We start from the raw sequence: 23,681 nt of genomic DNA on the forward strand, positions 1-23,681 counted from the left end.
CTGCATGCTTATCACCTGCCAGCAGAAGCAAATCATTTGCTCTTCATATAGAGAGAATGTACTTGCCGAATTGCTTCGGTGCTGCCATTTATAAGTCCCTTTTACTGCAAGCAGCCGCTGTTACACTTAGCGAGTTGGTTTTGCCTCTGCCTGCTCCCTACCTTTACCACCCTGGCCTGTTTCAAACCATGCCACGTTGAATCGTTTCTGCCTATTTCACCTGTGAATGCCTAACCTTCAATACCTGACTACTGCCGCGCAGGTGCAACAGCTTGCCGAAACGTTGCAAGCAGCCCCCCGCATTGCCATCGATCTGGAATTCGACGACATGCGTCACCGCTACGGTCGTAACCTAGCCCTCATCCAGCTATTTGACGGTCAGAGCGCTTTCTTGCTTGATCCGCTCCCGCTCACTAACCCAGCCCATGATCTGGAACCCTTATGGGCAATTTTGCGCGACCCCGCAGTAGAGAAGATCTTTCACAGCTGCAAATCTGATATCCTCCTGCTAGATGAATTGTACAGTGTGCACGTTCGTAACATCACTGATACTAGTGTGCAGTACACCCTGCTGGCCGAGGCCGATAACAATATCTCCCTGGGCCGTTTGATTCAGGCTGAGCTAGGCATTGAGGTAGATAAGGGCGAGCAAAAGTCAAACTGGCTGAAGCGCCCCCTTACCGATGCTCAGAAGGAGTACGCAGCCAATGATGTAATTTATCTGTTTGAGTTAGCCGACCGCCTCAGTGCCAAGCTGGCAGCTTTAGGCCGCACGGAGTGGGCAGAGCAGGAGAATGCCGCTTTAGAAGAGGTGCGCTACGTGCGCGACGAGCGGCCCTATATGCGCAATGCTGGTAAATACCGCATTATGCCGAATGAGCTGCCTCTGTTTCGTGACCTATATATGCTGCGCGACCAAATTGCGCGCGACCTGGACCGGCCGCCATACATGATCTTCGCCAACGACCGCCTAGCTGAGCTGGTGCGCGATACCCCGCGCAACCTTAATGACTGGAAGGCAGCGAGAGGCCTACACCCGGAACTCAAGCGTACTCCTTACCTAGACCAGCTTGTAGCACTGTCGCCCGACAACTTTGTTTCCCGGCCCGAGCCACCTCTATCTGGCGAGCAGCGCCGCTTTCCTTTCCGCCGCCGCCTTACCGGTGACAAAGCGGCCCAGGCTGATGCCCGCGAGCAATTGCTCACGCAGCTTAAAAATCACATCACCACCGATGCAAATGGGTTTGTAGCTAACCTGGTGCTTTCAAACCGCCTCATTGCAGATATAGTAGAGCAAGGCGCTGAGCAGTCGTTGCGGCCGTGGCAGAAGACCATTCTGCGCGAAACTGCTGAGCGGCATGGCCTAGATTACAACCAGATTGCCAAGCCGTTCTAGGCCACTCCAAACACCTAAACCAGCAACAGCCCCGACTTTCATCGGGGCTGTTGCTGGTTAAAGGCCAGTGGTTAGTGCCGTTGCTACCGCATGGGGCTCAGCAAATAAAGAAACCGGAAGGAGGCTTAGGAGTGGTAAAATCAACAGCCCAATGCCTACCTTACAGAATTTAACAAGGTGTATTTTATTAAAAAGCTATTATTCGCTAAATGCATAATTACTGCGAACAGCGGCGATACTTGCAGGTATTTAAATTTAGTACTTGCTTGCCAGCTAGTTTGGCCTGAGCCAAGCAGTAAATAAGCCTCAGCTACATGCCCGAGTGTCATAAATGAGCCTCAAGTACGTTTAGAGCTATCCTCTCCTGAGTGGCCTAGCTAAAAGCTTTCACCAAAAGCGCGCTGGTTACTTCCCTTTAACTGCTTTCCTTCCCACCTATATGCTGAGTCACGGTCAAGTTGTCCGATTAATTTTCGGGCTGAAGCTGCGCGAGCTGCGCCAGGAGCGCGGCTATACTCCCGCTGAGCTGGCCCGCGCCTGCGACGTTTCCGTGTCGTACCTGAATGAGATTGAGAAGGGCAAGAAATACCCCAAGGCTGATAAAATTCTGAGTCTAAGCAAGGTTCTGGAAGTTAGTTACGATCAGCTGACCTCCCTAACCTTAAGCCGCCGCCTAGAGCCTATTTCGGAGCTGTTGCAGTCAAACCTGCTGAAGGAGTTCCCACTGGAGATGTTTGGGCTAGATCCACTGCGGATTGTGGAGCTGATTGCTGATGCCCCAGCCAAAATGAACGCCTTCATCAGCACCCTTTTTGAAATTGCGCGCAATTACGAAATGCGGCAGGAGCACTTCTTCCTGGCGGCGCTCCGCTCCTTTCAGGAGATGCACGACAATTACTTTGAGGAGCTGGAGCAGGATGTACGCACGTTTGCGGTGGAGCACAAAATTCAGCACTCTGCCCCCTTTGACCGCGCCCAGCTCATGCGGGTACTTGAGCAGAACTACGGCTACACCCTTGACCGCACCACCCTGCAGGAGTATCACAACCTGGGCCGTTTGCGGTCAGTGTATCAGCATAAAAGCCGGCGCCTGCTGCTGCGTCCTGGCCTTACGGGAGCCCAGGAGGGGTTTGTGCTTGGCCGCGAGGTAGCCTTTAACTACTTAACCCTACGCGAGCGGCCATATGTGAATGCCTCCTTCCCGGTGCGCTCATTTGAGGAGGTGCTCAACAACTTTAAGGCCTCTTATTTCGCGGGCGCCCTGCTCATGGAGGAAGAGTCGCTGGTGCGGGACTTGCAGCGGTTATTCGCGCATAAGAAGTGGGAGCCTACGCTATTGCTGGAGCTCCTCACGAAGTATGACGTTTCGCCGGAGATGTTCATGCAGCGAATTACCAACCTGCTGCCGCGCCACTTTGGCCTGCAGAGCCTGTTTTTCCTGCGCTTCGACCAGGCCAACTCCTCGGCGGCATTTAAACTGACCAAGGAGCTACACCTTTCGCGCCTCCACAACCCTCACGGCAACGAGCTACACGAGCACTACTGCCGGCGCTGGGTGTCTCTGCGCCTTATTGCGGAGCTCCGGCAGCAGCCCGTGGCGGGCACGCCCAACTTCACGCTGGGCGCCCAACGCTCCCGTTACCCCAACGGCGACGAATATTTGTGCCTGACGCTGGCCCGCTCCGGTGCCGCAACCGAGCCCGCCGTGAGTGTTACTGTAGGCCTGCTCTGCGATGATACCCTGCGCCAGAAGCTGCGCTTCCTCGACGACCCGGCTATTGTGCAGAAAGATGTGAATGAAACCTGCGAGCGGTGTACATTCCTTGACTGCGAAGTGCGGGCCGCGGCCCCCGTTGAAGTAGAGCGTCGGCAGCGGCAGCGGGAACTGGAAGAGTCAGTGGCTGCTTTGGTAAATGGGGGCTAATGCCACGTTGTAGTCAAGACCTAGTTGTTGCCTGAGGTGAAGAAATCATTTTTTGCGCGTTGGGGATGGCCTACCCTTGCCGTAATCCTGCTGCTGGCATTAACAGCGGCAGCTAGTGCGTGGTATGTGCTTTGGAAGCCCAACGTGAAGCCGTCTGCCTTTGGCCCTGCCTATTTATATATCCGGACGGGCAGTGGCTTCGCGGCCGTGCAAGACTCTTTGCGCAAGTATGAGCTACTCCGTAACCCCGGCACGTTTGAGTGGCTGGCCCGGAAGCGTGATTATCCTAACCACGTTCGTCCGGGGCGCTATCTGCTGGCACCAGATCTAAGTAATTCTGCGCTGCTGGAAAAGCTGGCGCAAGGGCAGCAGGATACAGTAGCGTTTGTACTAGATGCGTTTAAATACAAGCCGCAGCTCGCCCGCCAGATAGCACGCCAGTTAGAAGCTGATTCCGTTGGCCTACGCCGCTTACTACAGGATAATGCTTTCCTGCAGCGCCAGTACCAGCTAGATACTACCACTATTCTCACCCTGTTTTTGCCGGGGCCTTACCGCTTGTTCTGGAACACCTCAGCGCGGCAGTTTCTTGATTCGGCGGCGGCTACGCACCGGCGGTTCTGGACTCCACTGCGTCGGCAGCGCGCCGACTCGCTTCGGCTTTCGCCCACCGAGGTGCACGTGCTGGCCAGCATTGTGCAGCGAGAAACAGCTAAGAAAGAAGACAAACCTGTTATTGCGGGCGTGTACCTGAACCGCCTGCGCCGCGGCATGCGCCTGCAGGCCGACCCCACCCTGCTCTGGGCCATTGGCAATTTCGGAGTGAAGCGAGTTCTGAACAAGGATAAGCTCGTAGACTCGCCTTACAATACCTACAAGCACAAAGGCCTGCCTCCGGGCCCCATTACCTCCGCCAACCGGCAGAGCCTGGATGCCGTGCTAAAGCCAGCCGCCCACCAGTACCTGTTCTTCTGTGCCCGCCCCGACCACAGTGGCTACTCCGACTTTGCCGAGACCTTTGCGGAGCACAAGCAAAACGCCCGCCGGTACCAGCACATGCTGGACAGCATGCGTATTCTGCGCTAGCAAGCACTACCTATAGCTTCAGTAACCGCAGCTGGAGAGTATCTTGCTTGGCAACATGCTGCCGAGCTAGCGTTTCTGCATAGCCTAGGCCAGTATATTCTGAGTGCTCCAGAAACAGTAACGGAGAGGTTAGCAAGGGTTCTGGCCAGGCAGCTACGGGTTGCTGCTGCCGCAAAGAGTCGAAATGAGCTACGCCGGTTACACGCCAATAACTGTCGAGCAGCACGTAGCGGTAGCCTCGGTGCCGTAAGGCGGCCAGGGTGTGCTCATCAGTTATAGCCAACACTGAATCGGGCTGAAAAGGAGCTAGGCCTAGACTGACGGTGCTGGCTACCTTCCCACCTTCGTGCGCTTGCAGCCAAGCCGCCACTTGCGGGTACCGAGTAGGCGTATAGGCATATATTTCGCGCTGCAAACGGTAGCAGTTAAAAACAATGGCAGCTAGTGCTACTAAAAGTAGTACCCTATTTGCCAGCCACTGCCGAAGCCCCAAAAACGCCAGCACATAGAATAGTGGGTACGCCCAGAGCAGGCCCCGTGGGGCTTTTATGAGCAAGGTCATGCCTGCCAACAGGCAGGCGGCCCACATCAGCAGATAGAACGCTACGGGAAGCTGACCGCGGCGGCTAGGCCACTTTTTACGCATCTTCAGCACCAGAAGCCCTATACCTACGCCCAGCAGCGGCGACTCAAAATCCCAGAGGTAGCGGAAGTAGTATAAGCCATCAAACCGCAGGGTGTTGCTACGCCCGGCCGCGTTGGCAGCATCCGGAAAGGCCACCTTGTAGTAAAAGGCCGGCCATAAGTACCACCGCAATCCTGCAGCCACCCCCACAGCGCCTAGCACCAGGTACGGGGCTGCCAGTAGAGCTACCACCCGTACCAGGTTACCGCGGTGCCACAGCAGCTCATCATTCTGCCACAGCTCCAACACCGCCAGAATGGGCAGCGTCAGGATAAACTTATAGTTGATGCACAGGCCTACCATCAGCCATGCAGTGGCCCAGAGCAGGGTTTGACGGCCGGGCTGTTGCAAACGGCGCCAGTAGGCTTCCAGCAGCCCTGCAAAGCAGAATAAGCTGCCCGAACTCATAGTAAAGTCGCGGCCCGAGAAAGTGAGCAGCACCGACGTACCCGCAAAGAGCGTGAGCAGCGCCTGTTGCGGCCCCGACAAGTGCGCCTGGTGGCCTACGAAGCGGATAAGCATGCCCAAGGCCGCTACTGCCAGCAAGGCATTCACATACTGGTATACTTGGTACTTAGATGTAACCCAAGCCAGCGGTGCGTATAGCAGGTAAAAGCCAGGGCTGCCGTGATGGAAGACATGGCTTAGCTTACCGTAGGCCACTTCCTGCACTATCTGCCAGTTGCGCACTGAATCATAATCGGGCAGGGCTGCTTCACGCAGGCCGTACAAGCGCAAGGCAGCAAGCACAGCCAGCGCCAATAGCCACCAGAGGTTGAGGTTCGCGTAAGGAATGTCGTTCTTCGTGGCCGCCATGCGCAGTGTAGAGCGTATGGCGAAGTACGGCAATATCTGCTGAACCCAGCCACCCCCATACAGCGGTACGGGTGCAGCAACTGGTATTTCATCTCACTACCCTCGCTTTTATGCGTACTGTAATTCAGCGCGTCCGGCACGCCAGTGTAACCGTGGAAGGCCGCATAACCGGACAAATAGGCCCAGGCCTGCTGGTGCTGGCGGGCTTCGCCCCTACTGATGATACCCGCAGCCTCGACTGGATGGCCCGCAAGATTGTGCAGCTGCGGATTTTCTCTGATGAGGAGGGCAAAATGAACCGCTCGGTGCAGGATGTAAGCGAGCAAGTGCTGGTAGTAAGCCAGTTCACGCTGCTGGCTGACGCCCGCAAAGGCAACCGCCCCAGCTACATTGGAGCGGCCCCGCCGCCCATTGCTATTCCCCTATATGAGCAATTTGTGGGGATGCTTGAGCAGTTGCTAGGCCAGCCGGTTCCTACCGGTGAGTTTGGGGCCGATATGCAAGTGGAGCTTCTCAATGACGGCCCCGTTACCATCGTGCTTGACTCCCCGGAGTAAGTGAGTGATATAGTATCAACTCCTTTTTCATACCGACTATGACTATCGAAGAAGCCCAGCAAACCGTTGATCAGTGGATTCAAACCACCGGCGTCCGATACTTTAATGAGCTCACTAATATGGCTATGCTCACCGAAGAGGTTGGGGAGGTGGCCCGCATCATTGCTCGTCAGTACGGTGAGCAGTCGTTCAAAGAATCAGACAAAGACAAAGTCTTGGCTGATGAGCTGGCAGACGTCCTTTTCGTAGTGATTTGCCTGGCTAACCAAACCGGCGTCAATCTGACAGAAGCGCTACAGCGCAACCTGGAAAAGAAAACCAAACGCGACGCCGACCGCCACCGCCAAAACGAAAAGCTGTTCTAGGCCAGTGTATAGCAAGGCCCGGCAAGCAGACTGGAGCGAAGCAACAGTACCGCTGGCTAACTGGCCTACGAGTGGTAAAGTGGCTTCGCCTCACTCTGCTTGGCGGGCCTCGTTGCTATGCTGAGGGCTGCTGCCTTAGTGGCCTAGGCCACTACAATACGCCCGTCCCGGAATACCGGTACCAGGTCGTAGGTGTCTTGCTGTACACAGAACGCCATGTCTTTATGTGACTCTAGGCTGTTGAGGCGTCGCACGTGCGCCGACTTCAGTAAGTAGGCAGCTACATCGGGTTGGGCGGCTTGCCAGAGATCCAGGGCCGCCAGTGTGGCATCGGAGCTAGTTACGTCAAATTCCTGCGCCAGCCGTTGGGCCAATGCGCCCCCAAACAGGGTGTCTTCGAGGCAGAACTTACCCTTCCAGCCCGCGCACACTACCACTACATCTTGCTGCTGCCGCCGCACAAAATCAGCTACTGCGCCTAAGTTTAGGAATGCCCCCAGCACCACATGCTCGGCGGCGGCGGATAGGTGCAGAGCGCGGGTACCATTAGTAGTGGTAATGGCCACGCTGCGGCCCCGTACGGGCACCATGCCATCTAAATAGCCAAAAGGCGAGTTGCCCAAATCTACGTTTTCAGCCTGCCGCCCGTCGCGCTCAGCGGCTGTGAGGTAGCCTTGGCTCGCCATTTCCCGGCACGGCTCCAGCTCACTGAACGGCACCAGATGCGTGACCCCCTGGGCTAGCGCGGTTACGATGGAAGAGGAGGCCCGCAGTATATCCACTACCACCGCCACCCGGCCGTTCAGGTCATACAGGGGCAGCAGCTCCGGGGAAAAACAAATATCGAGGGAAGGCATGTTGGGGTGCGTTATGAAACAGCAGTTGGGCTGGGCAAAGAAAAATTGCCAGCTACCACGCCGAAACCTGGTAACTGGCAACCACTAAATGGAAAGGGCTTATGCTTCTTCGGTGCCGGGCACGAAGGGTAGCTTCACTACTGTGGCAGGTAGGTTTTTGCCCCGTACCTGCACAAAAATTTTGCTACCAGGTGTGCTCAGCTCCGTTTGCACGTAGCCTAGGCCTATGCCCTTGCTCAAGCTCGGCGACTGCGTGCCGCTGGTTACTTCGCCAATCTTCTCGCCGGCTTCATTTACCAGCTCGTAATGGCCGCGCGGAATACCGGGGCCGTCCATCAGGAAGCCTACCAACTTGCGCGTAACACCCGCTTCCTTCTGCTGCTTCAGGCTAGCGGAGTTGGTGAAGTCTTTGGTGAATTTCGTGATCCAACCCAGTCCGGCCTCCAGGGGTGAGGTTTCGTCGGTGATGTCGTTGCCGTAGAGACAGTAGCCCATTTCCAGGCGAAGCGTGTCGCGGGCACCCAGGCCTATGGGTTTCAGGCCGAATGGTTTGCCGGCTTCCATCACCTTATCCCACACCTGCTTGGCGTGTTCGTTGGGCACGTACAGCTCAAACCCACCAGCGCCAGTGTAGCCCGTGGCTGAGATAATAACATGGGGCGCGCCAGCAAACGTACCCTGCACAAAAGAGTAGTACGGGATAGTAGCAAGGTCTGTATCGGTCAGGCTCTGCAGGGCCTGAATGGCTTTGGGCCCCTGCACCGCAAACAGGCTGATGGTATCAGAAACATTTTCCATCTCCGCACCCTGGGTGTTGTGCTGCTGAATCCAGTCCCAGTCTTTGTCGATGTTGGAGGCGTTTACCACCAGCAGGTAGTCTTCCTCGGCCAGCTTGTACACTAGCAGGTCGTCTACAATACCGCCTTGCGTGTTGGGCAGGCATGAGTACTGCGCTTTACCGGGCTGCAGCTTGCTGGCGTCGTTGCTGGTTACGCGCTGAATCAGGTCGAGGGCATGGGGGCCGCGTACCCGAAACTCGCCCATGTGCGATACGTCGAAGATACCCACGGCCCGGCGCACGGTGTGGTGCTCATCCAGGTCAGAAGAGTAACGCACAGGCATATTATAGCCCGCGAAAGGCACCATTTTGGCACCTAGCTGCTGGTGCACATCATTCAACGGAACGGTTTTAAGGTCTTCGGCCATCAGAAAAGGGGGTGGTGGGAGAAATAGATGAAAAACTACGTTAACGAGGTGGGTTGCCCTGACTATCAGGTGAGGAAAGCCGTATAACCGGATGCCTCCACATCTGGAAGGAGCCAGCGCACTCACCTATACACGTACGGGCGGGTGAGTAGCCGGGCACCGGGCGAAATTAGCCAAATCCGCTTGCGCATAGGCTAACTTCCCAACCTTATCTTTGTGATTGCTTACTCCCGAGACACCGGTGCTTTCTGGCGCTACACATTGCTTGCCAGGGCCCCGTTGCTTTTTGTTGCTGTACTCAGCCTCTGACCCGAACATATGAACGACGAGCTCAAACAGGATTTTGATTCCGCTCTGATAAAGCATCTGTCATTCAAGTCCAAGTTGCGCTCCTCGCTTTACGGCAGTAGCACAAACCAAGCGCCAATCCGTGACCCAAACGTCTGCAGCTTCGGTCAGTGGGTTAATACCCGGGTATTGAAAGAGTACGCCCACCTCCCTATTAGCCGGGAGCTCAACCGAGTACACATTCAGATGCACCAGGTTGCCAACCGTTTGCTTGATCTCTCACAACAGGGCCAGCAAGACGAGGCCATTGCCGGCTTGGCAGAAGTTGATCAGATTGCTGATCATATAACTCAACTATTGCGTACGATGCAGCAACAGCTCCGCACGGGGCGCTAGGCCACCTGCCGGTGGCTTAGCGGCTTAGCCCGTGTCATCTCCCTCTGCCTCGCATGAAGCTTCGGATTTCAACTAAACTATTTGCTGGTTTTGTGGCCATTTCGGTGCTTTTCGCCGCCGTAGTGGTCATTAATTATCAGCTCTCCCGCAAAGTACTGCGCAACTCGCAGCGCGTAGAACGCTCCCAGCGCATTACCGGTGAGGCTACCACTCTGCTGCGCAATGTCATTGACATGGAATCGGGGTTCCGAGGGTACATGCTCATTGGTAATGAGGTGCTCTTGGAGTATTACTATGAAGGGGAACGAAACTTATTAGGCCGGTTTGCGGAGCTCCGCGATGAGCTCACAATTAATACCCCGCAGTACAACCGCCTACTGCGGGCGCAACAGCTCTATCAGCAATGGACGGCTTTTTCCCACCTGCTGATCAGTGAAAAGCGGGAGGCGTTGCGTCGCAATCCCAACCAAATAGCGCTGGAAGAGCTAGAGCACCGCAACCTTTCATCGGGGCTGACGGGCAAAGTGCTCATGGACCAGATTAGGGTGGTGTTTACGGCTTTTGAGCAGGAGGAAAACCGCATGCGCCTGGCGCAGCGGCAAAAACTGCAGGAGAGTATTCGGGAAACCCGCGTGCTGTCGGTGAGCATTACCCTGGCTACCATTTTCCTGGGCCTGTTGTATGCGTCTTACCTGGTGCGGCAGCTCTCCCACCGTATCAGCGGCATGGTAACCCTCTCCCGCCGTATTGCCGGTGGCGACTACGCCACCACAGTCCTGGACACCGAACAGGATGAGCTCACCGAGCTGGCCGACTCGCTCAACATCATGTCAAATACTATTGATGGTACCATCACGCAGCTGGAGCGCCGCAACCAGGAGCTGGATCAGTTTGCCTACGTAGTTTCTCATGACCTGAAAGCCCCTCTGCGGGGCATTGAAACTGCTTCCCGCTGGATTGAGGAAGACATGGGGCAAGAGCTGCCAGAGCACATCCGGGAGTTTTTGCTGCTGATGCGCACCAGGGTGTACCGCATGGAAAACCTCATTAGTGGTATTCTGGAGCTGGCCCGCGTAGGCCGCACCAAGCAGGACGAAGAACGCGTGAACGTGCGAGAATTGCTCCAGGAAATCCTCGACTCGCTGGCACCGCCGCCAGGCTTTACCATTGAGCTACCCAGCTACCTGCCTACTCTCGTTACCAACCGCGTGCAGTTGCAACAGGTATTCAGTAACCTCATCAGCAACGCGCTCAAGTACCATCATCATCCGGAAACCGGAATACTCCGGATTGGCTGCCGTGAAGAGCGCGGCCAGTTCCAGTTTTCGGTGCAAGACAATGGTCCCGGTATTGCCCCGGAATATCACGAGCGGATTTTTGTCATTTTCCAGACTCTTACCGAGCGAGACACCCTGGAAAGCACAGGCGTAGGCCTGGCCATCGTGAAGAAAATTGTAGAGCGCCGGGGTGGTACCATTCGCGTAGAATCGGCTGAGGGTCAGGGGGCCACTTTCCTGTTCACCTGGCCGAAGGAGAAGCCCCGCCGCCCCGAACCACGCTCTGATGATACCGGAATACCGCTTGTAAATGCCCAAAGTCGAGTATAGCACGTATACCTGCTAGATCTTCGGTTCCTGTTCTGCTTTCTACCTATATGACCAGCGACGCTTCCCAACCCAGCATTTTGCTCGTCGAAGACGATCAGATGGATATAATGAATGTGCAACGCGAGTTGCGTAAGCACAACATCAATGTGCCTTTACACGTGGCCCGCAATGGCAGAGAAGCCCTTAGCCTCCTCCGTGGAGAGGATGGTAAAGAGCAAATTCCCAGACCCAATGTGGTCATGCTTGACATCAATATGCCCCGCATGAATGGACTGGAGCTGCTTCAGATTCTGCGCTCCGACCCCGACTTCGTAGGCCTCAACGTATTTATCACTACTACTTCTGACCTGGAAACTGAACGCTTCAAGGCCCAGGAGCTAGCCGTAAGCGGATACATTATCAAGCCCCTCAGCTTTGATAAATTTGGCGAGGGTGGCACTACGGTTGATGGCTTCAGCCTTTTCCTTGATCTGCTCCGCTTAAAAGATTAAACCTGTTTCAAGCGGTTGCACTCTTCGGATTCAGTAGCACCCAGCATAATAAGTTGAAGGATCTTGCCGTACCTAATGGAGTGGCCTAGCGTAGGCGCTTAGTTGGTACGGCAAGATCCTTCTTAGCATTTATGGCGTGGACCTTATCGCGCGCACCCTTCCCCGTAGAGTTACAGCAGCCGGAAACCCATGCGGTGATGCTCTGTCGGGCCATAATTTCGGATGGCGGCCCGGTGGCTTGGGGTTGGGTAGCCAGCGTTCTGCTCCCAACCATACTGCGGAAACTTCGCCGCCAGTTCACCCATCCGCTCATCCCGAAACGTTTTGGCCAGCACCGATGCCGCCGCAATAGAACGGTATAGGCCATCACCCCCAATAATGCAGGTGTGAGGTAAGGTAGGATGAGGACGAAAGCGGTTACCATCTACCAGCAAGTGCGTGGGCCCTACCCCCAGCTTTTCTACTGCTCTGTGCATGGCCAGATAGCTGGCCTGCGCAATATTGATGGAGGCAATTTCCTCCGGCGATGCTTCGGCTACGGCCCAGGCTACGGCTTCCTGGCAAATTTCACGGCGCACCAACTCTCGCCGGCGGGCAGTCATTTGCTTTGAGTCGTTGAGAAACTGAGGAGAGAAATCAGGGGGTAGTATTACGGCAGCGGCGAAAACAGGGCCGGCCAAACACCCCCGACCGGCTTCATCAAGCCCGGCTTCCAGGGGTTGGCCCGTGTAGGTGGCGAGTAACATATTGCAAAGGTACGCTAGGCCACTCTGATGGCTTAGTGCAGGGTGCCCGCAATATGAAAAAGGCCTCCCCAACTGCTGCATGGCAATTGGAGAGGCCTTCTTTAGGGTGTTTCTGTGCTTAAAATATTATTTGTGGCTACCGGCAGTAGAGCCTATCTCCGGGCCATCGTTGGTGCCGCGGCGGTTGCCTTGCTTGTCGCGGGGGCCTTCGTCGAGGGCATCATCTTCATCAGTGGTAACGTAAACATTAGTGGTGGGGCCTAGGCCACCCGTGTTCTGTATCAATTCAGACTCAGCCTGGGCGTGCTTCAGGTTGAAGAGAGGGTCGCCGGGCTGGTCCTGTGGAGCTTGCTTCTTTGACTGATTGGCCATAAATCATAGAGCATCGACCGGGATGTGAACGATCGATTTCTAACTGATACGCGCCCCGCGCAGACGAGGTTGGTTGCCGTCAGCAACAGGATTTTGGGATTACACTTCATGCTGCCCTAGACTGCACAAAAAAACCGCTGCCTGTAGCAGCGGTTTTTTCAGTGTGTTGGCCGGCAAAATCATTCATCCACCCTACTCCTTTGCCGGTGGCAACACAACGCAGTAGAAGCCTTCCTTTCCATTAACCCTACGTGCGCCATTTATTACTGTAACAAAGGTATACTACCGCTCTGCCGTACGCCTTTGAAACTTGACAAACGGCTCTACTTTGCCGGCCAATAGCGCTCCTCGCCCGACAGATGGCAGATCGGTGCCGCTAAAGCCGCGAATGGGCAGTACCTTTGCCTTAACTAACCTCCAGCTGATTCTTTCTTATGTCCAATAACAGCCTTTCCACTCTCGACGAAACTCACAATCCCTGGCAGACCCACAGCAGCGAGGTGAAATATGAGAACCCTTGGATCAAAGTCAGAGAAGATCAAATTACCAACCCCGCTGGTAACCCGGGGCTGTATGGGGTAGTGTCCATGAAAAACAAAGCCTTAGGTATTGTTCCGGTAGATGAAGAGGGCAACACTTGGCTGGTAGGCCAGTATCGGTATGCCCTCAACGAATACAGTTGGGAAATACCCATGGGAGGCGGGCCAGTAGAGCTTGACATCTTGGAATCAGCCCAACGCGAACTGCGTGAAGAAACCGGCATTACGGCCCGGCGCTGGACCAACATTGCCCGTTTGCACACTTCTAACTCCGTCACGGATGAGGAAGGCTTTGTGTTTCTGGCCCAAGACCTGGAGTTTGGTGCTGAGGAGCCCGAAGACACTGAAGACCTGCATGTATGGAAGCTCCCGCTGGCTGAGGCCATTGAAATGGTCATGAACAACCGCATTACCGATGCCATTAGCGTGGCTGGCCTGCTGAAAGCGGCTCATATTCTGGCTAAATAGTGTAAGCTAACGTAGCCACTTCCCGTGGTTTGGCGTTGGCTACATCGTTAGTCGCTTATCCCATTTACCTTTGCAGGTATGCGTCGCTTGATACGTTACATAGGTCACCGACTTTATACCACGTGGGCAACCCTGTGGTTCGTACTGCCTTTCGTGCTGACTTATCCGTTGCAATGGTTGATGAGCCGCCAGAAATGGCACCGGCAACTTCACACCTTAAATCGGGGCTGGAGCATCTTTTCTATTGCTATGTGGGGGGTACCGGTTACCATCATCAAGAAAAAGCCCCTACCACCTGGCCAAACCTGCGTGTACGTAGCCAACCACGGCTCCTACATTGATATTCTGCTGCTGTTTAAGGCCATTCCGGGCTTTCTAAACATGGTAGGCAAAAGTGACTTGGCAGAAGTGCCTGTATGGGGACCTATTTTTGGTAGCACTTATATCACAGTCAACCGGAACAGTGCTGTCAGCCGGGGGCGCTCTATGGTTGAGGCGCGGCGCAGCCTGGAAGCGGGCCGCTCAGTTGTCATCTTCCCAGAAGGCACCATTTCGCCTAAGCCCGGTGAAGAAATGGTGCCCTTCAAGGAGGGTGCCTTCCAGTTGGCTATTGCTGCGGGAGTGCCAATTGTGCCTATATCTATGCCACTGAACCATAAGTTTATGCCCAGTATTAAAGGCTCACTGCGGGTACGCTATTCTCCCTTGCGCCTGGTTATGCATGAACCAATTTCTACCACTGGCCTTACCTTAGCAGATGCCACGGAACTAAAGGACCGGGCGTATGACATTATCGCCAGTGAATTTCTGCCGGAAGCGGCCGGAATTCCAGAGCCTAGTACGTGGCACAAGCCTCAACCACAGCCCCATAATCAGGAGATGGCGCTACCTAATTCTTAAGCTTACTTCTTACTCACATCACTTTGAGCACCGACCTAGCCACCCTGCGCCAACTGGCCCACTTGGCCCGCCTAGAATTTGATGAAAATAAAGAGCAGCAAATGCTCGGCGACCTAAACAAAATTCTGGATTGGGTAGATCAGCTGCGCCAACTAGATACCTCCAACGTAGAGCCGTTGGTTCACCTCTCGCACGAGATAAACGTGCTTCGCCCCGATGAAGCCCAGAACACCGTGAGCCATCAGGAGGGCTTGCGCAACGCTCCGCGTAAGGATTCTGATTATTTCCGCGTTCCGAAAGTTTTAGAATAACGGTTGCTACTTCCTTCCGCTTCCTCCCCTGGCCGCTGGCGTGGGCCGCTGCTGCTGCTGGCTATTCTTACGGTGCTGGCCCTCGGGCTCAGTGGCTGGTACGCCGCCACCGGCAACGATACGGTGTTGCCACTACGCCCTGTAGCCCAACTCACTCCGGTTCCTACCACGGTAGCCTCGGTTCGTATAGGCCTAGCTGAGTTGCCGGTACAGGCAAATGGCTACCTGCTCACGCAGACCTACAGCGTAGATGGCCCGTATGTGCAGCCAACTGCTGCGTTGCTACTCGTAGGCCTGCTAGGTGCTGCCTTGGCGTACTTTCTGGCTACCGTCAGCTTCTTGGCGCGTCCTGCCTTTGTGGTTGGCATGGGCTTGGTGATTTTCCTGCTGATGTCATTGAACGCCGACCTATTGGGCGTTTTCAATGCGCGGGAGCAGTATTTCCTGATTTTAAGCCTCGTGCTGCTGGGCGGCACCTCGTTTGCCTTCCATGCCTTTTGGCCTGCCGTAGGCTTCACGCGAAGACTGCTGCTACTCGGGGCCCTGGTAACCTTTTTGGGTGCGCTGCTCTTTCTGCGTAGCCAATATACTCCCGACGTTACGGCGCTCCATCTCACGGCCTTTTTTACGGCTGCCGGAGCCGTAATCTTTGCCCTAGTGGTTGTGTGGGTGGCCTACGAGAACATTCATGGTCTGCTATGGCTCAACACGCAGGCAGAAACTCCCAGTGGCCGGTTTGGGCTGCTCCCATTTCTGCTAACCAGCCTCCTGTATTTAGGCACGCTGCTGCTTTATTACTGGAATGAAGGAAACCTGCTCATCTTGCCTGGCTGGCACTTCGATCCGTTGGTGCTGCTGGTGCCGGCAGTGGTAATTGGCTGGCTAAGTTTGCAGCAGCGCAGCGCTACTTATGGTTCCTGGGTGCCGTTTGGCCTCGGCGCCAACTACCTGTACTTGGTGTTCGTTCTCCTGGCAGCTACTGCCCTGGGCTATGCCTTTGCCACTGCCAACGACCCCTTCCTTTTCGCCGCCCGCGACTTTACCGCCGTAGCCTTACTATCACTCGGCACCGCTTTCCTGCTGTATGTGCTGGTGAACTTTGGGCCTCTACTCCGGAAAAGGATGGCCGTGCACCGCGTGGTGTATGCGCCTCGGCGCTTCCCGTTCTTTGCCATGTATCTGCTAGGCCTAGCAGCCCTCGGAGCCGTGGAGCTGCGCAATAATTTTTACCTGATTGATCAGGTAAAAGCTGCCTATTATAACAACCTCGGCGACCTTACCCGCTTGCAGAGTGAACTGGCCCCTGGTACCGATGCGCTGGCTTTGCTGGCTGAACGCTACTATGCCGAGAGCGATGAGCTTGATCAGCACAATCACAAAGCCAGCCTGGGCCGGGCAGCGTTGTACCACTTCCGCCTGCAGCGCCAAAACGAGATTAATATTCTACGACGCGCCCTTAGCCGCCGGCCATCCGAGAAGATTTCCCTGCGCCTGGCAGCCCTTTATAATGAGCCCGCTGATTTCTTTGACCGCTTGGAGATACTGCGAGCCGGGCTGAAAAGCACGCCCCGGAGCGCCCCACTTGCCAGCGACCTGGCCCAGCTGTTTACGCGCTCCTCTCTTTCTGACTCTGTAGCCTATTACCAGACGCGCGCTGAGGCTCTGGCCCCCAATAATCCTGTTCTGCGGTCTAACCGACTGGCCTACCTTATTCAGCAACAGCAGTGGCCCGCCGCCCAACAGCTTGCCACCGAGTCGGCAGATGCCTCTAGCCCGGCTTTACAAAGCAATCGGCTCCTTCTGGGCCAACTGACCAATCAGCGTCCGGAAAACGTCCCGGCCCCACAGTCACTAGCGGAGCCCCTAAGCCCCGCTAGCTTTGCGCACCTCTACCATTACGCGCTAGGCCAGGCTACCCAGCGAGATACAGCTCTGCTCCCTACCTTCACCCAACTGGCCGCTCAGCCAGAAAACGCCCCCTACGCTGATCAGCTTACATTCCTGCGGGCTCTCACACAGCAATACGGTGGCCAGTCGGTAGCGGCGCAAGCTACATTGCGCCCCTTGGCTTCGGGTACCGGACCGGCCGCGGCCTATTACCAGCTCGTACAGGGCTTATGGTTATTGGATCAGCGCCTGTATGCGGCGGCGGCTCCGCGGTTAGCCGAGGCTGTGCAAAACGGAACCTTAGCCGCTGGGCTACCTCACGCTTATGCGCTGGCCCTGAGCGGGCAGCTCGACTCTGCTCGTCGGGTGGCTACTTATTTACTCAAACAGCCTCAGGTACCTTTTTCAGCCCTGACCCAGGAGGTCTTTACTATAGCCCAACCTGATTTCGGCACTGAGTATACGCAAGCCTCTGACTCGTTGAAGGCTCAGTACTTAGTGCTGCGAGGCGATGAGTTTCCGGCTGGTGCTGATCTGCTTGCCCCGGCTATTGCTCTGCAACAGCCGGCTCCTCGGCAAGCGGCCCTTTTGGCTCAGCTCCCCCGTGCCTTCCGTGCCGGGCAGCTTGCTTCGGCCCGGCAGGTACTGCAGCGCTATGCGCCGGCAGTTACCACGCGCTCTGCTGAGGCCTCTGCCTGGAATGTGCAGCGCGGCGAGCTACTGGTCCGGACCAAGCAGTGGTCTGCTTTGGAGCAGCTAACCAAACAGGCCTACCTGCAGGGCCCCGACCAGGCTTGGCGGCGTTATTTCCAGGCGGTACTCGCCGAAGCGAATAAGCAGCCTCAGCAAGCGGCCAAGCTATATGCGCAACTGGTAGTGGAAACCCCTTTTGTTGAAAGCGGTATCTTGGCAGCGGCTCAGTTTTACATGCAGCGCAAGGAATACACCACGGCTTACAACACCTTGCTGAAAGGTATTGACTATAACCCTGAGTCGGCGGAATTGCTGAAAGCTTACGTGCTGGCGGCCATTCCGGTGGGCCTTAATGAATATGCTGCAACCCCGCTGGAGCATTTGGCCGCGTTGCTTTCACCTCAGGAATATAGTACCTTTCGTACACAGGTAGAAGCGCAGCGTACCGCGCAGGCTGCCTCCAATGCCCCCTGGGACTAATCTGGTTTGGTTATGCTGCACCCCGTTATTGAAACCACCGACATATCCAAAGTTTACCGTATGGGGACGGAGGAAATTCATGCGCTTCAGTCTGTATCTATTACAATCCAGCGGGGTGAGTATGTAGCGTTTATGGGCCCTTCGGGCTCAGGCAAATCTACTCTGATGAACATTGTGGGCTGCTTAGACACGCCTAGTGGTGGCCGTTATATTCTCAACGGGAATGATGTCAGCAATATGACCGACAACCAGCTTGCCGACGTTCGGAATCGGGAAATTGGCTTCGTATTTCAGTCATTCAACCTGCTGCCCCGCGCTACTGCCCTCGATAACGTTGCCCTGCCATTAATCTACGCCGGGTATGGCAAATCGGAGCGCCAGGAAATTGCGCGAGAAGCCCTGCGTAGCGTAGGCCTGGCTGAGCGAGCCTTGCACAAGCCCAATGAGCTTAGTGGTGGTCAGCGCCAGCGCGTAGCTATCGCCAGAGCACTCGTAAATAACCCCAGCATTATCCTCGCCGACGAACCAACCGGTGCCCTCGACACCCGAACTAGCCATGAGATCATGGACCTGTTTGAGGCGCTCTACGTGAAAGGTAATACTATTATTATGGTAACGCACGAGGAGGATATTGCCCGCTACGCCCACCGCATCGTCCGCCTGCGCGATGGCCTGATCGAGACCGACGTTATCAATCAGGAGGTTAATACTCACCACCAGCTGGTAAGCAAGTAAGGGAGCCCTAAGTCTGGCTCCAGACGATTGATTCCGGTGATACCGCAACTTTCTGCCCCGCAGAATGTCTTTGTAGTGTTTCCTTCCTACCTACCCGCTCTTGAAGATCTATACTAAAACCGGCGACCAAGGTCTCACTTCCCTTATTGGAGGAACCCGTGTTCCCAAGTCCAGCTTACGAATCGACTGCTACGGCACTGTTGATGAGCTTAACTCCTACATTGGGCTAGTTCGCGACCAAGAAGTAAATGCTACTCGTAGGCCACTGCTCAAAGAAATACAAGACCGCTTGTTTACTATCGGCGCTTCACTGGCTTCCGATCCGGAAAAGTCTAAGATGAAAATCCCCGATTTGCACGCTGAAGATGTAGCGTTACTTGAGCAGCAAATGGATGAAATGAATGCCGTATTGCCTGAGCTGCGCGTTTTTATTCTTCCAGGAGGTCACCCATCCGTTTCGTTTGCGCATGTAGCCCGGTGCGTTTGCCGCCGAGCTGAGCGGCTGGTCATCCAGCTACGCGAAGATTCCTTTGTTGCCGATCTGGTGGTTATGTATTTGAACCGTCTATCAGATTTCCTCTTTGTCTTAAGTCGGCAAATGGCCCACGATTTGGGCGCCGAAGAGGTTACTTGGCAACCCCGGATGTAGCAATTCTGGCTGCTTACACCCGCTACCTTATTACTGCACCTTACTCCATTTCCTTACCTCTCCCACCCTCTCACAACCAGCGGTTGGCTGAGTCCGTTTCAAAGGTCTCCCCCATCCGTTATTGTCTCCGTATTCCCACCCACCCCACTCTGCCCCTATGATTGACACGCTCACCATCCCGACGAAGCGGACCACTGCTTCCCGCCTTTCTCAAGTGGACTTTGATCACCTTGACTTTGGCAAAACCTTCTCCGACCATATGCTGGTAGTTGACTACCACAATGGTGAGTGGCAAGAGCCTCAGATTGTACCATTCGGCGACATGACTGTGAGCCCCGCCAACTCGGCGCTACACTACGGTCAGGCCATTTTTGAAGGCATGAAGGCCTACAAGAATGAGCAGGGTGAAGTGTATCTGTTCCGCCCTTACGATAACCTGCACCGGCTTAACGCCTCTGCTGAACGCATGTGCATGCCGGCCGTACCGGAAGAGATTTTCATGCAGGGTCTTACGCAGCTTCTTCGCCTCGATTCTGAGTGGATCCCAAGCTTCACGGGTAGCTCACTTTACATCCGCCCCTTCATGTTCGCGACAGATGGCCTACTGGGTGTGCGGCCTTCTGACTCTTACCGGTTTATGATTATTACCTCTCCGGTAGGCCTCTATTATAACAAGCCTCTGCGCGTGCGCTTCGAAGAGAAGTATGTACGTTCCGCTGAAGGCGGAGCTGGCTTTGCCAAGAACGCCGGTAATTATGGCGCTGCTATGTACCCCACTAAGTTAGCCCAACAAGATGGCTACAACCAGCTAATCTGGACTGATGCTTCCGAGCACCGTTACGTGGAAGAATCTGGCACGATGAACGCTGTTTTCGTAATAGATGGTCGCATCATAACACCCGCACTCAGCTCTTCTATTCTTGATGGCATTACCCGCCGCAGTGTACTGCAACTAGCTCGCGACTGGGACATTCCTGTTGAGGAGCGCAAGGTATCCGCTATCGAAATTTTGGCGGCACAAGCCGATGGCACCTTACAGGAAGCTTTTGGAGTAGGCACAGCCGCCACCATTGCTCCTATTGCCGTGATTGGCTACCAGGGCGAGGACCATAATCTGCCTGAGCGTCCCGCTGATGCTTTCTCTAACCGAGTGTCAGCAGCCTTAGCTGACATTCGTAGTGGTAATGCCCCTGACCCACATAACTGGATGGTACGTGTGTAGCCGTTTCTATCAACCACGAGTGGCCTAGGCCACCCTTACCCATACACGAGGCCGGCTTCGCATGAAGCCGGCCTCGTTATTTATGCAGACCTTTACAGCTTACTTACTCTTTCCATCATTCATTTTTTGTCCCGATGACCCATGAACAGGTGAAGGACTTGAAGGGCCGCGCTGAGGCCCTGAGGAGGTACCTTTGACTACGATAACCGCAAAGCACAAGTCGTAGAAACAGAAGCACAAACTACGGCTCCCGGTTTTTGGGATGACTCCAAGAAGGCGGAAGCTGTCATGAAGGATATCAAAGCCCTCAAAATATGGACTGATGACTTCGAAGCAGTAGAAAAATCAGTGAGCGATGTAGAAGTACTATATGATTTCTACCGCGAAGGCGACGTTACCGAACAGGAAATTCAGCAGGAATTTGAAGCTGCTGAGCAGGCCGTAGGACGCCTGGAGTTCAAGCGCATGCTCTCCGACGAGGAAGATCAGCTTTCGGCCATCCTGGAAATCAACCCCGGGGCGGGCGGCACCGAAAGCCAGGACTGGGCTGAGATGCTTATGCGCATGTACATCATGTGGGGCGAAAAACAGGGTTTCACCGTTCGGCAGGTGAGTTATCAGCCGGGTGAAGGGGCAGGTATCAAATCTGCCTCTCTTGAGATTGATGGCCCATTTGCCTATGGCTACTTGAAGAGTGAGATTGGCGTGCATCGCTTAGTGCGCATCTCCCCCTTCGACAGCAGTGGCCGCCGTCACACTTCCTTTGCTTCTGTGTTTGCGTACCCGGTGGTTGATGATACCATCAACATTCAAATTAACCCGGCTGATATTTCCTGGGACACTTTCCGGGCGGGCGGCGCTGGTGGGCAAAATGTAAACAAAGTTGAAACCGCCGTCCGTCTGACCCATGCTCCATCTGGCATTATCATCGCCGTTCAGATTGAGCGTAGCCAGTTGATGAACAAAGAGCACGCCTTACGCATGCTAAAATCTCGTCTTTATCAAATAGAGCTTGATAAGCGCCATGCGGAACGAGACAAAGTAGAAGCTGGTAAGAAGCGGATTGACTTTGGCTCTCAGATTCGCAACTACGTGTTGCACCCCTACAAGCTCATTAAAGATCTTCGTACCGGTATTGAGCGCACCGATGTGCAAAACGTACTTGACGGAGACCTAGACGAGTATATTAGAGGGTACCTGATGCAGAACTAATTCTCTTTCGTCTCTGCTTCACTCGTTAAAGAGTATAGACAATAAAAAAGGACCATCCAGCTTGGATGGTCCTTTTTTATTGTCTGAACTTACTAAGACGAAGGGTTAGTCAACCACGTCCCAGAAGATCTTCGTGTACTGGTCAACACCCGTTGGAACGTTGCTAGTGTTAGTGCTAGCCTCGCTCAATGGATAGAGCAGACGTGTGGGCAGTTTACCTTTTGCAGCCTGGGGAGAAACCGGGATACGTGGCAGGCCAGTCCGACGGATATCATCCCATGCTTCTACGCTAGCAATCGAGTTCAATGCCAAGTACTTCTGGTAGATGATGATAGCTTGTTTTCCAAGATCACCGTTCGTCGTGGCTACGTCAAAGTTCACTAGTGGGTTAGTGGCATTAGATCCACCCGCATCGGTAGTAGCAATGAACGTGTTATACTGAGCAATACCGGGAGCACCCGACGTAGTCAAGGCTGACAGCGTGTAAGCAGAACCGTTGATTGTACCTAGGCTAGTAGAAGCCGGACGGTAGAAATAAATAAAGGAGGCTTTAATACCATCCAGGAAATCCTTCTTAGCATCAACGTTGCCACCCGTGAAAAGACCACGCGTTTCGGCTTCAGCCTTGTTGAACAAGTGCTCTGACAGCAGCATAAGCGGCGTAGGAGCGTTCAAGCCTTTGAAGATACCGCCCGCAGCAGTCAGAGAATTAGCTCCGAGGAAGCGGGAAGCCTGACGCGTGCTAGCAGTTGGGGTACCCAAACCGGGAGGAGTAGGCTCACCTAAAACACCCCCGATATAACCAGAAACTGCAGTGGTAGAGCCAGCAGGAATACGTGAGCCCAGAGTGTACAACTGCGACACACGGGGGTCGTTATTGTTTACATACTGGTCAATAATGTACTGCGTTGGCACTTGGTAGTTACGCTCAGTAGCAGCGGTACCAGCTACCGTGTAAGCATAACGGTTGTACAAGGGGTTCTGCTGGCCAGAGTTCTGAGAGTAGTTAGGCTGTACAACTACGTCAGAAGTAATGAACCCGTCTTTGGCCGTCTGGAGCGCCGCCAATTGGGTGCGAACGTCAGCATTGATAGAAGCGTTGTTCGTCTGCGACTCACGGAGCAGAATACGTAGCTGCAAGCTGTTGGCGAATTGCTTCCACTTGGTCATGTTGCCACCAAACACTACATCTTCTGTGCTTACCGTACGGGCAGCCTGATTAGATGCTGCTGCATCAATATCAGCAATAGCACCCTTTAGTTGCACCAGAAGATCTTTGTAGATGTCCTCTGCCTTATCATACTTAGGAGTAACCTTGCTGGCGCCTTGCAGTGCTTCTGTGTAAGGAATATCACCGTACTGGTCAACCAATAGCAGGAATCCATAAGCCTTCATGATGCGAGCAATGGCAGCATGCCGAGGGAAACCAGTACCAGCACCTTTTGTCTGAATGATGTTGTAGTCATTCAGGTTGTCATAGGTGTTATCAAACAAGCCAGCATAATAGGCTGTCGAGTAGTTGTAGGTCTGCTCTTCACCGTATCCGCTCACTACGTTGGTCTTGGTCCAATAACCAGCTGCCCAGCTCGCGTAGCTGTTGTAGCTAGGGTTATTCCCCGTGTAGATAGCAGCCGTGTTAGTCAGGGCCTGAGCGAGAATGATATCAGGTGACACCGATTCTGCCGTAAAAGCGTTCGGGTTATTGTTGATATCAAGGAAATTATCGCAACTGGTTGTCGCAGCCGTAAGCGCTGCCGCAAACAGAATTTTGGGTAGTATTTTCATGGATGTGT

General features: G+C 54.6%; 22 protein-coding genes. 16 read left to right on the plus strand and 6 right to left on the minus strand.

Annotated features, from left to right (window positions below; translation table 11 throughout):
• Positions 1–226 precede the first annotated feature (226 nt).
• The 3 genes from HMJ29_RS02040 to mltG all read left to right on the plus strand — a co-directional run bounded on the left by HMJ29_RS02040 (position 227) and on the right by mltG (position 4,406).
• Entirely contained in the window at positions 227–1,396 is a 1,170-nt protein-coding gene (locus tag HMJ29_RS02040) for a ribonuclease D (protein ID WP_171589918.1), read from the plus strand.
• A gap of 439 nt (positions 1,397–1,835) precedes the next feature.
• Entirely contained in the window at positions 1,836–3,320 is a 1,485-nt protein-coding gene (locus HMJ29_RS02045) for a helix-turn-helix domain-containing protein (protein ID WP_171589919.1), read from the plus strand.
• A 36-nt stretch (positions 3,321–3,356) separates the two neighbouring features.
• Positions 3,357–4,406: an endolytic transglycosylase MltG gene (gene mltG, locus HMJ29_RS02050; protein WP_171589920.1), complete on the plus strand. Its 1,050-nt coding sequence runs from the start codon at positions 3,357–3,359 to the stop codon at positions 4,404–4,406.
• A 10-nt stretch (positions 4,407–4,416) separates the two neighbouring features.
• On the opposite strand, the gene HMJ29_RS02055 is transcribed toward mltG, so the two are convergent.
• Complete coding sequence (locus HMJ29_RS02055; protein WP_171589921.1) at positions 4,417–5,907, minus strand: hypothetical protein; 1,491 nt, start codon at positions 5,905–5,907, stop codon at positions 4,417–4,419.
• 110 nt (positions 5,908–6,017) lie between these two features.
• On the opposite strand from HMJ29_RS02055, the gene dtd reads away from it, so the two are divergent.
• The gene (dtd, locus tag HMJ29_RS02060) at positions 6,018–6,464 is read left to right on the plus strand and encodes a D-aminoacyl-tRNA deacylase (RefSeq protein ID WP_171589922.1); all 447 of its coding nucleotides are present in this window, start codon (positions 6,018–6,020) and stop codon (positions 6,462–6,464) included.
• 38 nt (positions 6,465–6,502) lie between these two features.
• Positions 6,503–6,829 carry a nucleotide pyrophosphohydrolase gene (locus HMJ29_RS02065; protein WP_135531910.1) on the plus strand — a complete coding sequence of 109 codons (327 nt, stop codon included), beginning with the start codon at positions 6,503–6,505 and terminating at the stop codon, positions 6,827–6,829.
• A gap of 143 nt (positions 6,830–6,972) precedes the next feature.
• Here the strand turns inward: HMJ29_RS02065 and HMJ29_RS02070 are convergent, their stop codons facing one another.
• Both HMJ29_RS02070 and gcvT read right to left on the minus strand, forming a co-directional pair.
• Positions 6,973–7,686 (minus strand): 2-phosphosulfolactate phosphatase, encoded by a 714-nt coding sequence (locus HMJ29_RS02070; protein ID WP_171589923.1) that lies wholly within the window; start codon positions 7,684–7,686, stop codon positions 6,973–6,975.
• 99 nt (positions 7,687–7,785) lie between these two features.
• Positions 7,786–8,892 carry a glycine cleavage system aminomethyltransferase GcvT gene (gcvT, locus tag HMJ29_RS02075; protein WP_171589924.1) on the minus strand — a complete coding sequence of 369 codons (1,107 nt, stop codon included), beginning with the start codon at positions 8,890–8,892 and terminating at the stop codon, positions 7,786–7,788.
• A 318-nt stretch (positions 8,893–9,210) separates the two neighbouring features.
• Between gcvT and HMJ29_RS02080 the strand changes: the two genes are divergently transcribed.
• From HMJ29_RS02080 to HMJ29_RS02090, 3 genes are read left to right on the plus strand one after another with little or no spacing between them, the layout of a single operon-like run.
• Positions 9,211–9,576 carry a CZB domain-containing protein gene (locus tag HMJ29_RS02080; protein WP_171589925.1) on the plus strand — a complete coding sequence of 122 codons (366 nt, stop codon included), beginning with the start codon at positions 9,211–9,213 and terminating at the stop codon, positions 9,574–9,576.
• Between the two features lie 53 nt (positions 9,577–9,629).
• Positions 9,630–11,183 carry a sensor histidine kinase gene (locus HMJ29_RS02085; RefSeq protein ID WP_171589926.1) on the plus strand — a complete coding sequence of 518 codons (1,554 nt, stop codon included), beginning with the start codon at positions 9,630–9,632 and terminating at the stop codon, positions 11,181–11,183.
• Between the two features lie 47 nt (positions 11,184–11,230).
• Entirely contained in the window at positions 11,231–11,674 is a 444-nt protein-coding gene (locus tag HMJ29_RS02090) for a response regulator (RefSeq protein WP_171589927.1), read from the plus strand.
• A 170-nt stretch (positions 11,675–11,844) separates the two neighbouring features.
• On the opposite strand, the gene rnhB is transcribed toward HMJ29_RS02090, so the two are convergent.
• Together rnhB and HMJ29_RS02100 are read right to left on the minus strand one after the other, a co-directional pair.
• On the minus strand, positions 11,845–12,420 hold the full coding sequence (gene rnhB / locus HMJ29_RS02095) for a ribonuclease HII (RefSeq protein WP_171589928.1): 576 nt from the start codon (positions 12,418–12,420) through the stop codon (positions 11,845–11,847).
• Between the two features lie 126 nt (positions 12,421–12,546).
• Positions 12,547–12,792: a hypothetical protein gene (locus tag HMJ29_RS02100; RefSeq protein ID WP_171589929.1), complete on the minus strand. Its 246-nt coding sequence runs from the start codon at positions 12,790–12,792 to the stop codon at positions 12,547–12,549.
• Positions 12,793–13,226: 434 nt separating this feature from the next.
• Between HMJ29_RS02100 and HMJ29_RS02105 the strand changes: the two genes are divergently transcribed.
• The 8 genes from HMJ29_RS02105 to prfB all read left to right on the plus strand — a co-directional run bounded on the left by HMJ29_RS02105 (position 13,227) and on the right by prfB (position 21,888).
• Positions 13,227–13,799, plus strand: a complete 573-nt coding sequence (locus HMJ29_RS02105; RefSeq protein WP_171589930.1) for an NUDIX domain-containing protein — start codon at positions 13,227–13,229, stop codon at positions 13,797–13,799.
• A gap of 78 nt (positions 13,800–13,877) precedes the next feature.
• A complete protein-coding gene (locus HMJ29_RS02110) occupies positions 13,878–14,699 on the plus strand; it encodes a lysophospholipid acyltransferase family protein (protein WP_171589931.1) in 822 nt (273 codons plus the stop codon).
• Between the two features lie 23 nt (positions 14,700–14,722).
• Positions 14,723–15,010 carry an Asp-tRNA(Asn)/Glu-tRNA(Gln) amidotransferase subunit GatC gene (gene gatC, locus HMJ29_RS02115; protein WP_171589932.1) on the plus strand — a complete coding sequence of 96 codons (288 nt, stop codon included), beginning with the start codon at positions 14,723–14,725 and terminating at the stop codon, positions 15,008–15,010.
• Positions 15,011–15,013: 3 nt separating this feature from the next.
• The gene (locus HMJ29_RS02120) at positions 15,014–18,070 is read left to right on the plus strand and encodes a hypothetical protein (RefSeq protein ID WP_171589933.1); all 3,057 of its coding nucleotides are present in this window, start codon (positions 15,014–15,016) and stop codon (positions 18,068–18,070) included.
• Positions 18,071–18,082: 12 nt separating this feature from the next.
• Positions 18,083–18,805, plus strand: a complete 723-nt coding sequence (locus HMJ29_RS02125; RefSeq protein WP_171589934.1) for an ABC transporter ATP-binding protein — start codon at positions 18,083–18,085, stop codon at positions 18,803–18,805.
• Positions 18,806–18,905: 100 nt separating this feature from the next.
• Positions 18,906–19,454: a cob(I)yrinic acid a,c-diamide adenosyltransferase gene (locus HMJ29_RS02130; RefSeq protein WP_171589935.1), complete on the plus strand. Its 549-nt coding sequence runs from the start codon at positions 18,906–18,908 to the stop codon at positions 19,452–19,454.
• Between the two features lie 157 nt (positions 19,455–19,611).
• A complete protein-coding gene (locus HMJ29_RS02135; protein WP_171589936.1) occupies positions 19,612–20,676 on the plus strand; it encodes a branched-chain amino acid aminotransferase in 1,065 nt (354 codons plus the stop codon).
• Positions 20,677–20,810: 134 nt separating this feature from the next.
• Positions 20,811–21,888 (plus strand): peptide chain release factor 2 gene (gene prfB / locus HMJ29_RS02140; RefSeq protein WP_216634083.1). Its coding sequence is split into 2 segments (ribosomal slippage): positions 20,811–20,870 and positions 20,872–21,888, totalling 1,077 coding nucleotides; the frame shifts between segments, so codons are not numbered across the junction.
• Positions 21,889–21,993: 105 nt separating this feature from the next.
• On the opposite strand, the gene HMJ29_RS02145 is transcribed toward prfB, so the two are convergent.
• Complete coding sequence (locus HMJ29_RS02145) at positions 21,994–23,673, minus strand: SusD/RagB family nutrient-binding outer membrane lipoprotein (RefSeq protein WP_171589938.1); 1,680 nt, start codon at positions 23,671–23,673, stop codon at positions 21,994–21,996.
• Between the last annotated feature and the right edge of the window lie 8 nt (positions 23,674–23,681).

Source organism: Hymenobacter taeanensis (assembly GCF_013137895.1).
In the GTDB taxonomy this organism is placed as follows: Bacteria; Bacteroidota; Bacteroidia; order Cytophagales; family Hymenobacteraceae; genus Hymenobacter; species Hymenobacter taeanensis.

Coding starts and splice junctions, on each gene's coding strand:
- HMJ29_RS02100 (WP_171589929.1), bottom strand. CDS start 12,792: ATGGCCAATCAGTCAAAGAAGCAAGCTCCACAGGACCAGCCCGGCGAC.
- HMJ29_RS02125 (WP_171589934.1), top strand. CDS start 18,083: ATGCTGCACCCCGTTATTGAAACCACCGACATATCCAAAGTTTACCGT.
- HMJ29_RS02055 (WP_171589921.1), bottom strand. CDS start 5,907: ATGGCGGCCACGAAGAACGACATTCCTTACGCGAACCTCAACCTCTGG.
- dtd (WP_171589922.1), top strand. CDS start 6,018: ATGCGTACTGTAATTCAGCGCGTCCGGCACGCCAGTGTAACCGTGGAA.
- HMJ29_RS02080 (WP_171589925.1), top strand. CDS start 9,211: ATGAACGACGAGCTCAAACAGGATTTTGATTCCGCTCTGATAAAGCAT.
- HMJ29_RS02065 (WP_135531910.1), top strand. CDS start 6,503: ATGACTATCGAAGAAGCCCAGCAAACCGTTGATCAGTGGATTCAAACC.
- HMJ29_RS02145 (WP_171589938.1), bottom strand. CDS start 23,673: ATGAAAATACTACCCAAAATTCTGTTTGCGGCAGCGCTTACGGCTGCG.
- HMJ29_RS02070 (WP_171589923.1), bottom strand. CDS start 7,686: ATGCCTTCCCTCGATATTTGTTTTTCCCCGGAGCTGCTGCCCCTGTAT.
- HMJ29_RS02105 (WP_171589930.1), top strand. CDS start 13,227: ATGTCCAATAACAGCCTTTCCACTCTCGACGAAACTCACAATCCCTGG.
- gcvT (WP_171589924.1), bottom strand. CDS start 8,892: ATGGCCGAAGACCTTAAAACCGTTCCGTTGAATGATGTGCACCAGCAG.
- HMJ29_RS02085 (WP_171589926.1), top strand. CDS start 9,630: ATGAAGCTTCGGATTTCAACTAAACTATTTGCTGGTTTTGTGGCCATT.
- HMJ29_RS02040 (WP_171589918.1), top strand. CDS start 227: ATGCCTAACCTTCAATACCTGACTACTGCCGCGCAGGTGCAACAGCTT.
- HMJ29_RS02090 (WP_171589927.1), top strand. CDS start 11,231: ATGACCAGCGACGCTTCCCAACCCAGCATTTTGCTCGTCGAAGACGAT.
- HMJ29_RS02045 (WP_171589919.1), top strand. CDS start 1,836: ATGCTGAGTCACGGTCAAGTTGTCCGATTAATTTTCGGGCTGAAGCTG.
- HMJ29_RS02110 (WP_171589931.1), top strand. CDS start 13,878: ATGCGTCGCTTGATACGTTACATAGGTCACCGACTTTATACCACGTGG.
- HMJ29_RS02135 (WP_171589936.1), top strand. CDS start 19,612: ATGATTGACACGCTCACCATCCCGACGAAGCGGACCACTGCTTCCCGC.
- rnhB (WP_171589928.1), bottom strand. CDS start 12,420: ATGTTACTCGCCACCTACACGGGCCAACCCCTGGAAGCCGGGCTTGAT.